The following is a 16,637-nucleotide window of genomic DNA, read 5'->3' as shown; positions in this document are numbered from 1 at the left end:
GCTCCGCAGTCGTCGCCTCCACGGGAGTCCCGTCATGCCCGTACCCGCCGATCCCGCCCCGGACCCGTCTCCCACAGGGCCGCCCGCCCAGGAGCCGTCGGCCGGCACCCTTGCCAGTCTCATCACCGGGCGGCTCGCCGGCTCGGACCTCGACGAGGACACCCGAGCCCTCCTGCTCACCGCCTTCCAGGACGACGGCGGGGCGCGCGGCCGAATGCCGGGCGCCTACCTGCAGTCCGTCACGGTCAGCGGCTTCCGCGGCATCGGCCGTACCGCACGCCTCCCCCTCACCCCCGGCCCGGGACTCACCCTGGTCACCGGCCGCAACGGCTCCGGCAAGTCGAGCTTCGCGGAGGCCGTCGAGATCGCGCTGACCGGCGACAACGCCCGCTGGCGCGGCCGCAGCGACATCTGGCGCAAGAGCTGGCGCAACCTCCACCACGGTGAGGAACCCCAGGTCGCCGTGGAGTTGCGCCTCGACGGCGATCCGGAGCCGGCCACCTTGCTGCGCACCTGGCACGGGGACGACGTCGCCGACTCCACCGCCGAACTCGACCAGTCCGGCCACGACCCCGTCCCGCTTCCGGACCTTGGCTGGCAGGAGGACCTGGCGACCTACCGCCCCTTCCTGTCGTACTCCGAGCTCGGCCAGGTGATTGGCGGCAAGCCCAGCGAGATGTACGACGCCGTCGCCTCCATCCTCGGGCTGGAGCAACTTGCCGCCGCCGACAAGCAGTTGCGCGAGCTGGCCCGCGAGTACGAGGCACCCGCCAAGGCGGCCAAGGCCGAACTGCCCGCCCTGCTCACCCTCCTGGACAGCACCGACGACCCCCGCGCCCGGGCAGCCCACACCGCACTGAGCGGGCGGCGCCCGGACCTCGCGCGCGCGGCCGAACTGGCCGCCGGGACCGGCCCGGTGGACGAGGCCCTCCTGTTCGACCTGCGCCGCCGCTCCACCCTGACCGGACCCGACACCGAGGCGGTCACCACGGCCGTGGCCCGGCTGCGCGAAGCCATCGCCTCCGCCGAGGACCTTCGGGGCACGTCCGCCGAGGACGCGCTGCGCCGCGCCGAACTCCTCGCCCGCGCGCTCGCCCACCACCGCGCCCACCCCGCCCTCGACACCTGCCCGGTGTGTGGCGGCACGGCCCGCCTCGACGAGGAATGGGCACGGGACGCCGCCGAGCAGGAACGCCGGCTGCGCGCCGAGGCCGAGCAGGTGCTCACCGCCCGCAGGGAACTCGACGTGGCCGCGCAGGCCGTCCGCGATCTGGCCGTCCCGGCCCCCGACTGGCTGCCGTCCGAGATCGCCGCCGCCTGGGACGACTGGCTGCGGTGCCGCACCGCCTCCGACCCGGCCGTACTGGCATCCGTCTCCGAGAACGCCGCACGGATCGCCGCCGACGCCGCACGGGTCACCCGCCAGGAGGCTGCGGGGCGCCTCGCCGACCAGGACGACACCTGGCGCGACGCTGCGCGGGCGCTCGCCGCCTGGCTCGACAAGGCCCACGCGGCCGAGCAGGCGGCCCCGCACCTGGCCCGCGTCAAGGCCGCCCAGAAATGGCTCAGGGCCACCCACGACGAGATCCGCGCCGACCGGATGCGGCCCATCGCCGAGGACGCCCAGCGCATCTGGTCCAACCTGCGCCAGCAGAGCAACGTCGCCCTCGGCCCGGTCCGCCTCAGCGGCTCCGCAACCCAGCGCAAGGTCGCCCTCGAGGTGACTGTCGACGACATCGACGCCCCCGCGCTCGGAGTAATGAGCCAGGGAGAACTCCACTCCCTCGCCCTGTCCCTCTTCCTCCCGCGCACCTTCCTCCCGGAGAACCCCTTCCGGTTCCTCGTCATCGACGACCCGGTGCAGTCCATGGACCCCGCCAAGGTGGACGGCCTCGCCCGCGTCCTCGCCCTCCTCGCGGAACACCGGCAGGTCGTCGTCTTTACTCACGACACCCGCCTGCCGCAGGCCCTGAAGTACCTGCGGCTGCCCGCCACCGTCCTCACCGTCGACCGCCGCGAGCGCTCCGCCGTACGCGTCCGCTCCGGCGACGACCCCGTCAAGCAGGCCCTGTACGACGCGAAGGCGCTCGCCAGGACCCGCGATCTGCCCGGCGACGTCGTCGCCCGCGTCCTGCCCGGCCTGTGCCGTACCGCCCTGGAGGCCGCCCTCCTCGAACCGGTCCGGCGCCGGCTCCTCGGCACGGGCCTGCCCCACGCCGAGATCGAGCAGCGCATCGCCAAGGCCCACAAGCTCACCGAACTGGCCTCCCTCGCCCTCTACGGGGAGACCGACCGGGTCGGCGAGACCATGACCGACCTCACCCGCGCCTACGGTCAGCAGGCCACCGACCACATCCGGTGGTGCAACAAGGGCTCCCACGAAGCCGTGCCCGTCGACGACGCGGAGGAGATCATCCGCCGCACCGCGGACCTCGCGAAGGCGGTGCGATCCCTGTGACCATGATCCCCCCGGCCACACCCGTCCCGTCCGTTCCTTCAGCGCGCCCGCCCCGGCTCCCCGCGGCCCTCCCGCCTCCGCCGCTGTCCACCTCGACCCCCGAGGAACTGCTCGCGGGCGCGGACCGGTTGCTCGGCACGGCCACCGCCTCCACTACGGGCGTATGGCCGCGCGCCGTGGCACTGCTGCTGCGCCACGCCCTCGAAGAGGCCCTGCGCCGCTACTGGCAGGCCCGCAAACCGCAGCTGGTTCGCTGCCCGCCGCACGCCCAGGCCCTGTGCCTGGAGTCCTACGCCGACCCCGACACGGCCCGCCGCTGGTCGGCGACCTGGGCCGGCCTCAGCCGTGCCTGCCACTACCACGGGTACGAACTGGCACCCACGCACGCGGAGTTGTGTGCGTGGCGGGACGACGTCGAGCGGGTGATCGGGGCGCTGGTGCCCCGGACGCAGTGACGGATCGCAGTCGGACCGCAGGTCCGCCGCGTGGGACGGGCGGCGGAAGCCGGTAGGCGGGGCGGGGCGGTACGGGACGGGGTGCCGGGGAGAGGGGGCGTGCCCGCTTGTCCACCTCGACCGGCCGCACTCGCACTGCCGTCATACGCGTATTACGATGCCTTTGTGGCAAAGACGCGCATCACCATCAGCTTGGAGCAGGACCAGGCCGAACGCATCAGGCAGCACGCGGAACGGGCAGGCATGGACGTCTCGGCCTACTTGGTGCATGCCGCGACGCGCCAGATGGCCGAGAGCGATGCCATAGAGGAGCAGTTCGCCGAGGTGGACGCGCTCATCGCCCGGGCGGAGCGAGCGGCGGACGGGCTGCCCGCCGAACCTGCCCCGGAACCGGCCGCTGAGCTGACGGAGCAGGAACGCCGCGAGGTCGAGGAGGCCCTGGGGCTCGTGCACGGCCGGGACCGGCAAGGCCGCCGTCCGGGACACGCCGCGTGAGCGCACGGGTGCCGGTCTACGACACCGGCATGCTCATCGCACTCGCCGACCGCAAAGCGAAGGCGGTGGCTGTGCACGAGGGACTGCGCACGATCCCGCACCGGGCCCTGGTGCTCGGACCGGTCCTCGCCCAGGTGTGGCGCCCCCAGCCGGCGCTGGTGCACGCCCTGTCCGGCGTCCTGAAGGACTGCACGGTCCCTCAGGCCCGTACGTCCGAGCCGCCCATGCGTGAGACGAAGGCGGGCCGTCCGGAGTGTCTGGCCTGCGCGACGGGCCCGGACCTCGCGGACTGGCGGCGCATCGGTACGGCGCTGGGGCGGGCGGCCCTGCCGACGAAGAAGAGGCCGGACGCGGTGGACGCCTGGGTGGCCCTGGCAGCGGCCCGGCACGGCAGCGCGGTGATCTTCACCACCGACCCGGGGGACATCCACGCCTACCTGACGGTCCTCGCGCCGACGGACGTGCACGTGGTCGCCGTCTGACGGACGGGAGTCACTCTCCGCCCCGCCAGATGGTCGCGCAGGCGGTGAACGAGCCGTCGGTAGGAGCGGGGCGCGGGGCTCGGCCCTGCGCAGGCTCGCTCCGCGAGCGGGTGCCGAGGCGATCAGCTGGCAACGGTAACGGCCATCCAGTGCCACGGCCTCCCCGCGCGCCGACCGCTGAATTCGCCGAGGGTCCTCCACCCGCTTCGCCATTTACCACGGCCGTGGTACTTGGCACGACAGGAGCACGTACACAGAAAGCCCTGGGCGTTCTGGCAGGAAGAGTTGCACCTCTCACGCGGGTTGTACTCACGGCCGATGAGGACGCTCGGGTACCTGCGGAGCAGCTCGCGGCTTATGTGGGGGAAATGAGCGCCGGCAACCGTCCAACACTTCTCGCGGCCGTCCCACCGGAACGATCGATCGCTTCCGACCCAGCCGGAGAGTTTCCGCTCGTGCTCCCACATCGTATGAGCCGGGAACCAGACGCTGAACCACCCATTGGCGGGCAAGCCGATTGTCGGCAGGTGCTCACCCCGATAATTCGGTAGCCACTCAGGGGGCTTGAGGTACTCAGTCTTCTTCCGCCGTTCACGCCTGCGTCCTTTGCCCCCGCCCGCAATCTGCCGGCTGCGTCGAGGTCCGGGCCCCCACTCGACCGACACGAGTGCGGCGAGCTGACCGGAGGCATGGCAAGGGAGATGACTTAGCGGCCTGTCGTGGGCGACCACGCGGCCGTCCTGGTCCACCTGGATGGAGCTGCGGCACTTCAAACACGTGCGGTTGAATCTTCCGCCGCCCACAAGCACCCCCTTGGTTGCGCTGATGTCTCCCGTAACCGCTGTTGTGTCCTGCCGGTCTCGGCCAGCACCTCGTCGGCTATACCCTCACGCCCAACTGCACGGCATTGGTACCAGGGGTGCGTGCTCGTGGGGCGCGAGTTCCTTGGTTGGCGCTCCTCAGGCTCTGCGCAGGCGGTGCAGGTGCCGGAACCGACTGCGGTGGCGGAGGCGGGGCGCCCGACGCCCTTCAGTGCGCCGAGGCCAGTCAGGCGAGTTCTCGGACTCTGGCGGTGTGCTGCGCGTCAGCCATCCCACGAAGTCGGGGGTGGGCCAAATGCGCGACGACCGGCCCTCACGGCCAGAGTGGCCATGGCAGCGTTGGCGCCACCACCAATCACAGCGCCGATACCGAACGGTGCAACTCGACCGAGAACGATGATTCCCTGCTTGGTCCCGTACTTCGTGATGAAGTTCTTCCCCAAGACCTTGTTGATCTGACGCAACGTCTCGACGGGCACCCTGGCGACAACCTGACGTCCCCAATGTTGCCCCGTACGCTCGGCGACTTTGGTAATGGTGGCTGAGCCGCTCCCGCCGAGCATGATTCCCATCACGATCGTTCGACGGCGCTCGATCTCGTCGATGGGGACTCCGTGGACTTCGGCGAGCGAGAGCGCGAAGAGGGCGCTCAGTTCAAGAGACGAGAGAGCCTCGCCTGCCGACAGCGCCAGTGCGACTCCTGTGCCGACGCCGGGCGCGGCTGCAGTTCCTCCAACCGCCGCACCCGTTCCGGTCAAGGCACTGACGTACATCCGCTCCAGGTTGCGGATTACCTGTTCTGGTGTCGCCTCTGGGTTCCGCTGGCGGGCGCGGGCGATGTTCTTGCGTATTAGTAGACTCTGGCTGTCGATTGCCTTATCGAGGAGGTCGAGGACTCGCTGCCCACGTACGTCTGCTTCCGGAACCGGTCCGTCGTGGGCACCTGTTGCCATGCCTTGAACTCCTTCGGTCGTTAGGTCCCAAGTCTCCCACTCAGGCCGCCAGTTATGGAGCGTTTTGCCGACAGCTCCTACCTGTCCGGGCTCGGAGCCGTTTGCGGTCCGCACCATCGGCTCCGAGATCACTGTCAGCACCTGCCAGAGCCTCGTCGAACCGGAGTGCGGCGACGGCTCACCTGGGCGTCTGGCCTGACCTCATCGACCGGGGCGGAGGGTTGTGCTCAGCCGCCTGCCGCGCACCGGGTGAACCGCGCCCAGCCGTCGTGGTCAGATCCGCCCGCTGTGCGTGTCCGGGCCGGGGGTCTCGCAGGCGCATTCGGCCCAGACCGTCTTGCCACTGGGCAGGTACGGCTCGACGCCCCAGCGGTCCGCGAGGGCAGTCACCAGGAGGAGGCCACGGCCGGACTCGGTGTCCGGGGACGGTCCGCAGTCCGCAGGCGGTGATGGGAGGCGCTCGCCCCGGGCGTCGGTGACGGCGATACGGAGCAGGCCGGTCGCGGTGTCGAGGGTGAGGGTGAGCCGGAAGTCGCGGCTGTTGACACGACCGTGCAGGGCGGCGTTGGCGGCGAGTTCGGCCACGATCTGCTCGGCGTGCTCGGTGTCGCCGGGTGACACCGGCCACGCGCGGAGCTGCTCGGCGGCGAGGAGGCGCGCGAGCCGGGCTCCGCGGCGGGTGGACGACAGAAGCTGGGTGAACGTGTGTACGGTGGTGGCGAGTTCGGGTGTGGTCGCGCTCATGGGGCCACGGTGACGGGTGCGTGGGGGCGCGTTCCAGAGCTGCGGTCCGTACGCTGCGTCAGCGTACGGGCACATTCCGTGGACGGTACGACGGTTCATGCGTCACGCTGGGTGTCGTCGGGTGGGGGACGGCGCACAGCGCGTGTACGGAACCGGAGGTGGCCGCGGATGACCGGCGGCGGTGTGGTGGACGACGAAGACATGCCGGGCGGCGAGGCGGACCGGGAGCCCGATCCCTCGGACAGCCTGCGGACGTTCGGGGCGGTCATGCAGGCACTGCGGGAGCACGCGGGGTACAGCAGGACCCAGTTCGCGGACTTGGTGCGTTTCTCCAAGCACACGGTGGAGTCGGTGGAGTTGGGGCGGCGGATGCCCGACGTGGCGTTGGTGGAGCGGTCCGAGGAGGCGCTGGGCAACACGGGGGTGCTGCGGAAGTCGTCGAAGTATGTGACGCGGGGGCGCGGGGATGTTGGGCTCGCGGCGTGGTTCCGGCAGTGGGCTCGGCTGGAGCGGATGGCGGTAAGCCTGTGCACGTACGAGTGCCGATTGGTGCCTGGCTTGTTGCAGTCGGAGGGGTATGCCCGGGCGGTGTTCGAGGGGACCGTTCCGGTGGCGCCGGACAGCCTGCTGGAGGACTTCATGGCCCGGCGGATGGAGCGGCAGCGGATGCTGTTCGAGCAGCCGACGACGCCGTTCAGCTTCATTGTCGAAGAGCACGTCTTCCGGCGCCGGTTCGGGGATCCGGACCAGATGCGGGAAATGTTCGACCATGTGCTGGAGCTGAGCGCACCGCGCAACGTGACGCTTCAAGTCGTGCCGTTGGAGGCTGGGTTGCATGCCTGTCTGGATGGGCCGGTGCAGTTGCTGGAGACTCCGAAAGGGCAACGGCTCGCGTACTCCGAGGGGCAGCAGAACGGTCGTCTGATCTCCGACGTGAAAGAGGTGAGCTTGCTCTGCCAGCGCTATGACACACTGCGCTCGCAGGCCCTGAACGCCAAGGACTCGCGGGGTCTGCTGGAGCGACTCCGAGGAGAGCTATGAGCACGAGGCCGGAATTGGCGTGGTTCAAGTCCAGCTACAGCGGCAGCCAAGGTGACAGCTGCGTGGAGGTCGCCATCACCGAACAGGCCGTCTGCGTACGGGACTCTAAGGACGTGGCGCGTCCTTATTTCGCCGTCGACCGTCGGGAGTGGTCACGGTTTGTGGAGTTCGCGACGGAGGCGTGACGTCTCTTTGGAAGGTGAGCGGTGCCCGAGGGCGGCCTTGCCTGCCTCTGTAGGAACGCAGACGAGAGCACGCACCGCTCACTTTCGAGACATGTCTGGCCCATGCCATTGCACGGGCCAGGAAGGATCAGAGTGACCGTCAGCCTTCGCGGTTGCGACAGATGCCCGCGAAGTCGCAGCCAGCACAGGACGTGCACCAATTGTCCAGGCGGGACAACCGGTTGGTGCGGAGCGAATCCGCCGCCTCCGTGACCCGCTTGCCGAGGTCGGTCATGACCTCGGGGTCCACCAGCTCACGGGTGTCGCGTCCCGCCTTGTCGAGGTTGAGGACCTCGACGACGTCTGCGTCCTGCCCGGTCAGCTCCCGGTAGCCGAGTACGTACAGGTGCAACTGGTCACGGGTCAGGTCCTCGGCCTGGGCGCGTTCGCTGGACTTGAAGTCGACGACCGACGTCTCGTTCGTGTCCAGCCGCTTGATCAGGTCGACGCGGCCGGTCACGGTGACGCCGGGGACCGGGTGGATCTCGACGGGCTGCTCGGAGTACCGCGTTTGGTGCAGGGTCGCACCATGGCGCTCCAGGTAGCGCCGCACGGCCGTCTCGGCGGCGGGGCGGAGCTGGTCGGCCGCCGCCTTGTTCGCGAACGGGAGGTTGAGGTGGCGTTCAACGAGGTCCTCCGCCTCCTCGGGGGTGGCGATGTCGCCTTCAATGGCACGCTTGTGGATCTCGGCCATGACGTCGTGCAGGGATTTGCCGTAGCCGAGTTCTTTCTGCAGGGGCGAGTCGAAGCCGTAGAGCAGGCGGAGCTTGAAGGAGTACGGGCACTCGAAGAGGTACTTCAGGTCCGAGAAGGACATGACGACATCGGGGGTGCCGCGCCTGGGAGTCGGCGTCAGCCTGCCGTTCGGCGAGGGGACGACCTCGCGGGTCAGGACGGTTTGGACCCCCGTGGCTTCGTTGAAGAAGTCCGAGCGCTTCTTGCCGGTGCGCTTCTCGCTGGGGGCGAAGGAGAGCGCCAGGTACTTCTGGGCGCGGGTGACGGCGACGTAGAAGAGGCGCCGCTCGTCCGCCTCGGTGCCCCGGTAGCGGGCCGCGCCCGGGATGAGGTTCTCCTCGACCACGTGAAAGACGCCGAGCCCGCCGCGGCCGGAGGCCGGGAAGGTGTTCTTGCGCAGGGCGGGCAGGAAGACCGCAGGCCACTGCATGCCCTTGGCCTGGTGAACGGTGGCGATGACGACGGCGTTGGGCTGGGCGTAGCCGTTGTCCCCGTCGGACTCCTCGTAGTAGTCGGGTGCCTGGTGCTCGACCCACTTGGCGAACGCGTCGAACCGCTGCTGGGGTTCGCTGGTGAGGTGGATGCGTTCGAAGTCCCCGATCGCGGTGGAGAAGCGGCCGAGGTTGTAGTAGACGAGTTCGCCTTGCTCATTCGGAACACGCTCCTCGCGCAGTTCCACGGCTTCGAGGAACTCGAGGAAGACGCCCTGGAGCGTGGTGGAGTCCCAGGGCCTGGAGGCATCCCATTGCATGGCGGCGGCGAGTACGGGCAGCCCCGCACGGACGTCGCCCTCCGCGAGCCCGACGCCGGCATCCACCCATGCGTCGACGACGTCCTGCTCGTCGGCCAGCCCTGCGACAAACCGGAAGCTGGTGACGGCCGCCTGCACCTCCGGGGTCTCGAAGAGCTTGGTCAGACCCTTGATGACGTACGGGATGCCACGAAGGCGCAGCTCTTCGACGAGAGGCCCGGCGTCGGCCTTGACGGAACGGAACAGTACGGCGAAGTCGGACCAGTCGAGCCCACGCGGCTCACTGCCTTCTCGGTCCTGGAAGGGGACACCACGCAGCTGCTCCATGCGGTCAACGAGCCAAGTGGCTTCGGCCTCGGTGTCCGGGAATTCCAGCGCCAACAGGTCACCGCGCTCGAAGGTCTGGTGGCCCGCGGCCGTCATCGCCTTGCTGAGACGCTCGCCGGGAGGGATCTGCTCGACGACGTGGCGTGCGAGATCGACGATGGCCGAACTGGAGCGGAAGTTCTCGTTCAGGGTGACGCGGTGGACGTTGGGGTAGCGGTCCTCGATCGTGAGGATGTTCTCGACGGCACTTCCGCGCCACTGGTAGATCGTCTGATCGTCGTCGCCGACCACGCAGAGGTTCGCCCCGTGGCGGGTGAGTCCGTGGATCAGCTGCTCCTGGACCGGGTTGGTGTCCTGGTACTCGTCGACGACGACGTACTTGACGGTGTCCTTGATGTGCCGCTGGAGGTCCAGGACGGACTCGTCACCCTCGTCGTTGTCGTCGTTCAGCAGGACGGCGGCGTTGTGGAGGATCGCCGTGTAGTCGAAGTACGCGCGGTCGCTGAGGAGTTGCATGTACTTGTCGAGCCCGTCCGCGACATCCGGGCGGAGCCCTTCCAGGTCCACGTCGTCCTCACGGAGGATCGACATGACCTGCTGGTACAGCTTGGAGTTGACCCAGCGCTGCAGGGGCTTCTCGGTGCCTCTGACGACCGCGTTTGTCGTGGTCAGTCCGGAGCGGGTGCTGTACTTGTCGATCATCAGGCGGGTCTGCACGTCGTTGAGGACGTTGTACTTGAACGCCTCGGGGACGTGGCTGTGCAGCAGGTCCAAGGCGTAGCCGTGCATGGTGCCGATGTACATCTCGGCGAGGCCGTGCACCTCGCCGTGGAGTTCACGGATCCTGGTGTGCACACGTTCCTTCAATTCACCGGCGGCCTTCTCGGTGAAGGTGAAGGCGACGATGTTCTTCGGCTGCACATCGGGCCGCCCGATAAGGCCGGCGATCCGCTGCGAGATGACCTCCGTCTTGCCGGAACCGGCACAGGCGACGATGAGGAGGTTGTCGTCGTGGGTGTTGATGGCAGTGCGCTGGGCATCCGTGAACGGCATTGTTCCCCCCGGAACTGACTGGTGCCTCCGTGTGCGAGGCCGGTGGTGGGCGGGGCGGGTGCCGTGGCGGTACCCACCCCGCGAGTGGTGACGTCAAACCTCGATGGCCTTGAGGACCTCGTCGCCGTAGTAGTTGACGACCTTGACCGCGATGCGGCCGGACTCGGGTTTAGGGAAGGGACGCGACTTCATGGTGAAGAGGGTGGCCAGAGCCTCCTCGTTGATCTGTCCCTTGAGTGCCTTGCTGAGTCGCTCGTACGGGTTGAGACCCGTGGACTTCCCGTTCTCGCCCGAGAAGTAGACGTGGCGCACGATGAAGGCCTCGGCGTCATAGTCCGTGTCGATGGACCACATCATGATGTCGTCGGGGCCCTCAGCGCGGACGCCGCCCGTCGTCGGGTTGTAGATGTCGAGGCCCTTGATCTCGGCGACGAGCTGGCCGTCGCCGGTCTCGGCCACCTCGATGTCGGGCTCACCGAAGACCGTGAATAGGTTGCCGGCGCCGGTGTTGGCCAGCTCATCACCCATGGCAAGGTCCGGGTTCATTCGGACATTGAGCACGGTCATCTTGCCGACGTGCTGCTCCTGGATGACGGAGAACTCGCCCCTTTCCTCGTTGATCTCGGTGGTCGCCTCGGTCGCGTTTGCGTCGAAGGCGAAACCGAGGATCAGCAGCAGGTCGATCTTGCCGAACCTGAGTGCCTCGCGGGCCGCGTTCTTGATGAAGAGCGAGTCGACGGTTCCGTACTCGGGGCCGAGCGCGATGCCGACGCGGGCCGGCGTGCCTTCCTCGGCGCCCTTGCGGATGCCGACGGCGGTCAGTATCCGACCCGAGACCGGCTCGACCGACTCGAACTCCAGCCGCTCGTTCCGGTAGCCGTTCTGCACGCCAGCCTTCTGGACGTGCTCCAGGATCGTCTCCTCGTACGAGGCACCGGACGGCATCATCTCGGCGGCCTTCTCAGAGGCAGGGACTTCCTGGTCGAAGGAGATGGAGCGGTGCGGCGAGAGGGACTCGACGGTGAAGGGGCCAGCGACCCGGATAGCCTTGTCATCGGCAAGTGGCCGATCTACCAGCGTCACGCCATTGCGCTTTCCCATGCTTGTAAGTTCGCGTTCGATCTCTTCTGGCGACATGTCCGCTGTGATCGAAGGGTTGTTAGCAATATCACCCAATTTGATGCGTGGAGCGCGGTCGTACACAAATCCGTGACGAACGTCGCCGTTGGTCTTAGAAGTGCCCAACGGGCCGCCTTCGAGCGCCTGAAGTGCTAGCTTCCCCTCTTTGGAGTCCGTGAGGAGATAGCAGGGGTATGTCGCCCCCATGAGGCGATGTCGAGCTAGTGCAATTGCCACGCGAGAAGTGTCAATGGTGATCCAGCGGCGTCCCCACTGCTCGGCAACATAAGCTGTCGTTCCTGAGCCGCAGGTGGGGTCTAGAACCAGATCGCCGGGGCTGGTGGATAGAAGAATGCATCGCTCGATGACCTTCGTATTGGTCTGAACAACGTACAGCTTGTCTGCAGTGAAGTTTCCAGTTCCAGTGTCGGTCCACAAATTATTGATGGCTCGGTAGCCAAAGTCATCGGCGTACCGTACGTAGCGAATAGAGTTCTTCGCTACATGGATGCGATTAGCCCATGACAGGCGATTCATTCCCTCTGGGTAGTTCGCTTTCCAGTGCGCATTGGAACCGGGGAGATAAGTTTTTCCCTTATGCGTAAAAGGTTGAGGGGCGGAGGCTGCGCCTTGTGACTGTAGATCGCCAGGGTTATAAAGGCGGGCACCCGGTGGGATCTCGATCGACCCGTCGACTTCCTGCTTGCTCATGCCGCGCGACGTACCGTCCGGCAGCATGATCCAACGATAGCCCTGTTCGGCTCCCTTCGCCTGATCGACCCATAGCGTGTTGGATTTCACTTGGTCGCAGTCTTTGGCGTACCACAGGAGGTAGTCGCCGGCTCGGCCAAGTGTAGATGTTTCGAAACCGCTGGTTGTGACGAACGAAATGAGGGAAATGAAGTTCTTTGAGCCAAAGACTTCATCCAAGAGCGAGCGCACGAGGTGAATGTTCTCATCGCTGATCTGGACGAACAGCGATCCAGATTCGGTCAGTAGATCGCGGGACGCCGCAAGGCGGTCTCGCAGATACGACAGGTACGAGTGAATGCCGACTTGCCATGTGTCTCGGAATGCTTTGATTTGTTCCACTTCGAGGGTGGCGTCATCCAGCTTCCCGTCTTGCACTTTCGTGGACTTGGTAGTGCGCTGCCAGTTCGACCCGAACTTGATTCCATACGGTGGATCGATGTATACCATCTGAACCTTGCCTCGCAGATTCTCCCGCTCTGCTAGGCTCGCCATCGCCTGGAGTGAGTCGCCCAGGATCATGCGGTTGGTCCAGTTCATTTGATGCTTATACCATTCGACCTTGGCTAGCTCGTCTGAAATGCCATCGTCGAAGAATTCGGTGCCGAAGAGTGAAAGTTCCTCCTCAGCGCCCTCGTTTGCCCCGTGCTCATGCCGCCTCTTCGTCTCGTTCTCAAGTTGCTTAACGAGATAGCGCGGCTCAATCAGCTCCTGGCGGAAGATGGGCGGAGCCGGGACTTCCAAGTCCTGGGGGTTCTGCTCGTCTTTGCCTTTCCAGACGAGCTGGGGGTCGAGCGACGGGTCGCGCGGGTATAGGAGCGTCTTCGACTGCTCGACCTCTTCCGTGACAAGATCAATTGCGTCTGCCGTGGGGTTGTTCACTCGGGTGTCCTCATGCCTTATGGCCTGCACGGCCTTGGTGCGGTTCGCGGCGGTCTTCGCGTTGCCTCTGCGGGGAGCGGCCATCGTCCTTACTTCCCTTCCTCATTGTTGCCGTCGTGCCGCCGCTGCTCGGCCTCCGCCTCGCGCGCCGCGCTGAACAGGTCGTCCCAGGGGTAGTCGTCGCCACCCCAGTCCGCGTCGTCATCGTCGTTCTTGAGCCGCTCGACACTCTTGAGCCCCTCGTCGTAGAGGCCCGTCAGTTCCCCGTCGTCGTACAGCGACTGAATCGCCAGGTTCAGACCGATCTTGAACTTGGTTGGATCCTCCGACAGTTCGACGTAACCCCACTTGCCGAAACCCCCGTGGTTGTTGACGGCCGCGCACCACATGCGTGCGGTCTCCGCCTTCATGGCCCGCTTGCCGGCTGACTTTCGGGAGCCCGACACTTCCACGATGAGGTGATGCTGCCGGTCCTCTTCATCGCGTGGCTTCAACCGGACGATGAAGTCAGGCAAGTACCGATGGGTGCGTCCGGCGTAGAGGTACGGGATCGCAAACTCCAGGTGGTCGTTCTTGACGTACGACTCCACGTTCTTGTTGCCATCGAGCAGTGTCGCCAGAATCTGCTCCCAGGTGTTCCCGCCTATTCCGTCGAGGACGACGTAATTAACCGGCGACCTGTCCGGTTCGGCCTCGTAGACTGCCTTGGTCGTGTAGAAGTTCACGTCATCCGTGGAACCCTCCGGCGCATACCGCGCGAAGATCGGCACCACCTTGGTCGAGTTGTTGCCCTCCTGACGGTTCAGCGCGGCGAAAAACTGCTGGGCAGCCCGCAGTCGTTCCTCGGAGACGCTGGAAATGATCGTCAAGTCCCGCTGGTTGTCCGTCCCGACACAGTGAGTGATCCAGTCCTTGGCGAGCTGCACGAGGTTCGGGAACATCCAGGGCTTGCGACCCTGCTTCGGATCTTCCAGTAGTTCCAGAGCCAGCTTGGCCACCTGGAAGGCAACTTGCTGGACGCGGACACCTCGACCGTCCACCAGTGTGTGTGTGGCGCTCTTCCCAATGATGCCTTCCACCTCGGCCCGCGTCGCGACGTGCTCGTTCACCTTGAACGGTTCCGCCTGCGTGAAGTCCGCGTAGAAGCGCGCCTCCTCGATCTCTACGCGGTACCCCTCCAAGCGCGGGAAGGTGATGCGCAGCTCCTCGCGATCCTTCATGGCCCGGACGTGCTTCGGCTCCGGTCGGGGCTTGGTCTTCAGCTCCCGATTCGGGTCGGTCTGGATGAACTGGAAGGGGATGCCGTACACGTCCGCGTATTCGGGCTCCAACAGTCCTTCGTCATTCGCCGCGTACGAGATGCGGCGTAGCCCTCGGCCCACCACCTGTTCGCACAGCAGATGGCTGCCGAAGGCCCGGACACCCAGTACGTGAGTGACCGTGTTGGCGTCCCAGCCCTCCGTCAGCATGGATACGGACACGACACACCGGACGTCCTGCCCGAGCTTGCCCTTCTTGCCGACGGTGTTCAGGACCTCACGCAGCAGGTCGGCATCCGTGAGTGCCTCCACGTCCCGGTCGGGGAACCGGGTGCGGTACTCCTCCTTGAACGCCTCCAGCTCCTCGGCCGCCGCAGCCTTGAACTGTGCGTCCAGCTGGGGGTTGTCGGACTCCAGCTGCGCAGAGTCGACCAGGATGGTGCGCGGCACGGGGTAGCGGCGGCCCTGCTTGTCGTAGTTGGAAAAGAGCTCAAGCATGCCCGACTTGCCGAGGCCGTCCGTGTCCGGCAGTTCGTGCCCGGCGATCTGGTCGTACACCCACTTTGACACCGTCGTGTTGTTGCAGACGACGATGAACACCGGGGGAGTGGAGCCGGTGCCCCGGGTCTCCTCTTCCCAGCGCGCGAAGGCCTCTGCGTAGTTCCGATACAGGCTGTGGGCTGCCCCGTCCAGGACTGCCGGCAAGGTTTTGTCCGCGAGTGTCTCCGGCTTTTGGGAGCGCTTCGGCATCTCGTCCCTGATGTGCTCCCACAGGTTCAGGTATGAGACCTCCTTGTGCTCCGCGTCATCGTCCACGGGCACGCGCGGGATCTTGACCAGGCCCGACTCGATGGCGTCCATGAGTCCGAAGTCGCTGACCACCCAGGGGAAGAGGGTGCCCTCCGGGTAGCCCGAGCCGTTCAGGTAGAAGGGAGTTGCGGAGAGGTCGTAGACCGTCTTGACGCCGGTCTTGCGCATGATGTGGTTCAGGCCGTCGAACCACTGGCGCGCGTGCTTGTTCTCCTCCTCGGCCTGCTTTTTCTCCTCCCCCTTCAGGTCCTCGAGGGTGACGGCCCCCTCCAAGGCGGCCCCGCGGGTCTGGTAGCAGTGGTGCGCCTCGTCGTTTATGACGATGATTTCGCCCTTGCTGCCTCCCAGATCGCGCAGTACCCGGTTGACCATCATGTCGGGCGTCTCGACGAAGGGGTCATTCTTCGCCCTGGCCAGCAGCAGCTTCTTGGTCTTGGAAGCGAGTCCCTGGCCCTCTCGCGTCGTCTTGAGCATGAACGCGTGGTAGTTGGTGATCGCCACCTGCGCCCGGCCGAGCGCACCCCACAGGTCCGCCGGGACGATGTCCCGTTCGTCGTAGTAGTTGTTAGGGTCGGACGGCATCAGGACCCGCAACCGATCCCGGATGGTCACACCGGGCGCGACCAGGAGGAATCGCTTGGCGAACCGGGGGTCCTGCGGACTGGCGACCTTGTTGAGGACGTTCCAGGCGATCAGCATCGCCATCACGACGGTCTTGCCCGCGCCTGTGGCCATCTTCAGTGCGACCCTGGGCAGCCCCGCGTTGTGTTCCTGGTTGGTCTCTTCCAGGTGGGTCTTGATCCACGGCCTGCCGAGTTTCGTGCCCACCTCCGTCAGGTATATGGCGGTTTCCACCGCTTCCACCTGAGCGAAGAAGAGCTTCCGCTCCCGGGTAGGGTCGGTCCAGTACTCCAGGAGACGGCGGGTCGTCGGCGTGATATTGGGGTACCCCGCCGTGCGCCAGCGGGCGACCTCGTTGCGGATGTTGCCGATGACGTCCTGGCCCTTGCGTTCCTCCAGGATGCCGTCGATGAACAGCTCGTGCTGGACGCCGGCCGACGTCTTGCGCCCCTTCCGGGCGCGCGGGACGGGCATCCAGGTCTCGCTAGGGCGGCGCCCGGGAGCCCGTTCACCGGTCGGCTGCCCCCGCTCGTCCAGTTCCCAGTGCCAGGCCGGCTCCGCGTACGGCGAATTGATGATCGGGTTCTCGATCACTGCTGCCATGCTCTAGATATCTCCCTCACGCCACATCTGCGTGGACCGTACATCCTGCCACCG

At 66.6% G+C, this 16,637-nt stretch carries 11 protein-coding genes; 6 read left to right on the top strand and 5 right to left on the bottom strand.

The window, feature by feature from the left end:
* Positions 1-34: 34 nt before the first annotated feature.
* The 4 genes from ACIQ9G_RS15705 to ACIQ9G_RS15690 all read left to right on the top strand — a co-directional run bounded on the left by ACIQ9G_RS15705 (position 35) and on the right by ACIQ9G_RS15690 (position 3,890).
* Positions 35-2,458, top strand: coding sequence for an AAA family ATPase (locus ACIQ9G_RS15705; RefSeq protein ID WP_403609122.1), 2,424 nt, complete (start codon positions 35-37; stop codon positions 2,456-2,458).
* Between the two features lie 2 nt (positions 2,459-2,460).
* A complete protein-coding gene (locus tag ACIQ9G_RS15700; protein WP_403610030.1) occupies positions 2,461-2,913 on the top strand; it encodes a hypothetical protein in 453 nt (150 codons plus the stop codon).
* A gap of 165 nt (positions 2,914-3,078) precedes the next feature.
* Positions 3,079-3,408 (top strand): plasmid mobilization protein, encoded by a 330-nt coding sequence (locus ACIQ9G_RS15695; RefSeq protein WP_362766545.1) that lies wholly within the window; start codon positions 3,079-3,081, stop codon positions 3,406-3,408.
* Complete coding sequence (locus tag ACIQ9G_RS15690; protein ID WP_403609119.1) at positions 3,405-3,890, top strand: hypothetical protein; 486 nt, start codon at positions 3,405-3,407, stop codon at positions 3,888-3,890. The genes ACIQ9G_RS15695 and ACIQ9G_RS15690 overlap by 4 nt, the downstream gene beginning before the upstream one ends.
* Positions 3,891-4,974: 1,084 nt before the next feature.
* Here the strand turns inward: ACIQ9G_RS15690 and ACIQ9G_RS15685 are convergent.
* Positions 4,975-5,664 (bottom strand): hypothetical protein, encoded by a 690-nt coding sequence (locus ACIQ9G_RS15685; protein WP_388822886.1) that lies wholly within the window; start codon positions 5,662-5,664, stop codon positions 4,975-4,977.
* A gap of 273 nt (positions 5,665-5,937) precedes the next feature.
* Positions 5,938-6,408, bottom strand: a complete 471-nt coding sequence (locus ACIQ9G_RS15680) for an ATP-binding protein (RefSeq protein WP_403609116.1) — start codon at positions 6,406-6,408, stop codon at positions 5,938-5,940.
* A 168-nt stretch (positions 6,409-6,576) separates the two neighbouring features.
* Between ACIQ9G_RS15680 and ACIQ9G_RS15675 the strand changes: the two genes are divergently transcribed.
* Positions 6,577-7,449 (top strand): Scr1 family TA system antitoxin-like transcriptional regulator, encoded by an 873-nt coding sequence (locus tag ACIQ9G_RS15675; RefSeq protein ID WP_403609114.1) that lies wholly within the window; start codon positions 6,577-6,579, stop codon positions 7,447-7,449.
* On the top strand, positions 7,446-7,634 hold the full coding sequence (locus ACIQ9G_RS15670) for a DUF397 domain-containing protein (RefSeq protein WP_403609112.1): 189 nt from the start codon (positions 7,446-7,448) through the stop codon (positions 7,632-7,634). Before ACIQ9G_RS15675 ends, ACIQ9G_RS15670 begins: the two co-directional genes overlap by 4 nt.
* Positions 7,635-7,773: 139 nt before the next feature.
* On the opposite strand, the gene ACIQ9G_RS15665 is transcribed toward ACIQ9G_RS15670, so the two are convergent.
* From ACIQ9G_RS15665 to ACIQ9G_RS15655, 3 genes are all read right to left on the bottom strand, one after another.
* Positions 7,774-10,539, bottom strand: coding sequence for an ATP-dependent helicase (locus ACIQ9G_RS15665; RefSeq protein WP_403609109.1), 2,766 nt, complete (start codon positions 10,537-10,539; stop codon positions 7,774-7,776).
* Between the two features lie 93 nt (positions 10,540-10,632).
* Positions 10,633-13,374: a site-specific DNA-methyltransferase gene (locus ACIQ9G_RS15660; protein WP_403609106.1), complete on the bottom strand. Its 2,742-nt coding sequence runs from the start codon at positions 13,372-13,374 to the stop codon at positions 10,633-10,635.
* A gap of 5 nt (positions 13,375-13,379) precedes the next feature.
* Positions 13,380-16,583, bottom strand: a complete 3,204-nt coding sequence (locus ACIQ9G_RS15655; protein ID WP_403609104.1) for a BPTD_3080 family restriction endonuclease — start codon at positions 16,581-16,583, stop codon at positions 13,380-13,382.
* Between the last annotated feature and the right edge of the window lie 54 nt (positions 16,584-16,637).

It is taken from the genome of Streptomyces sp. NPDC096152 (genome assembly GCF_044763235.1).
GTDB lineage: Bacteria > Actinomycetota > Actinomycetes > Streptomycetales > Streptomycetaceae > Streptomyces.
This window is presented reverse-complemented; position numbering and strand designations above follow the sequence as displayed.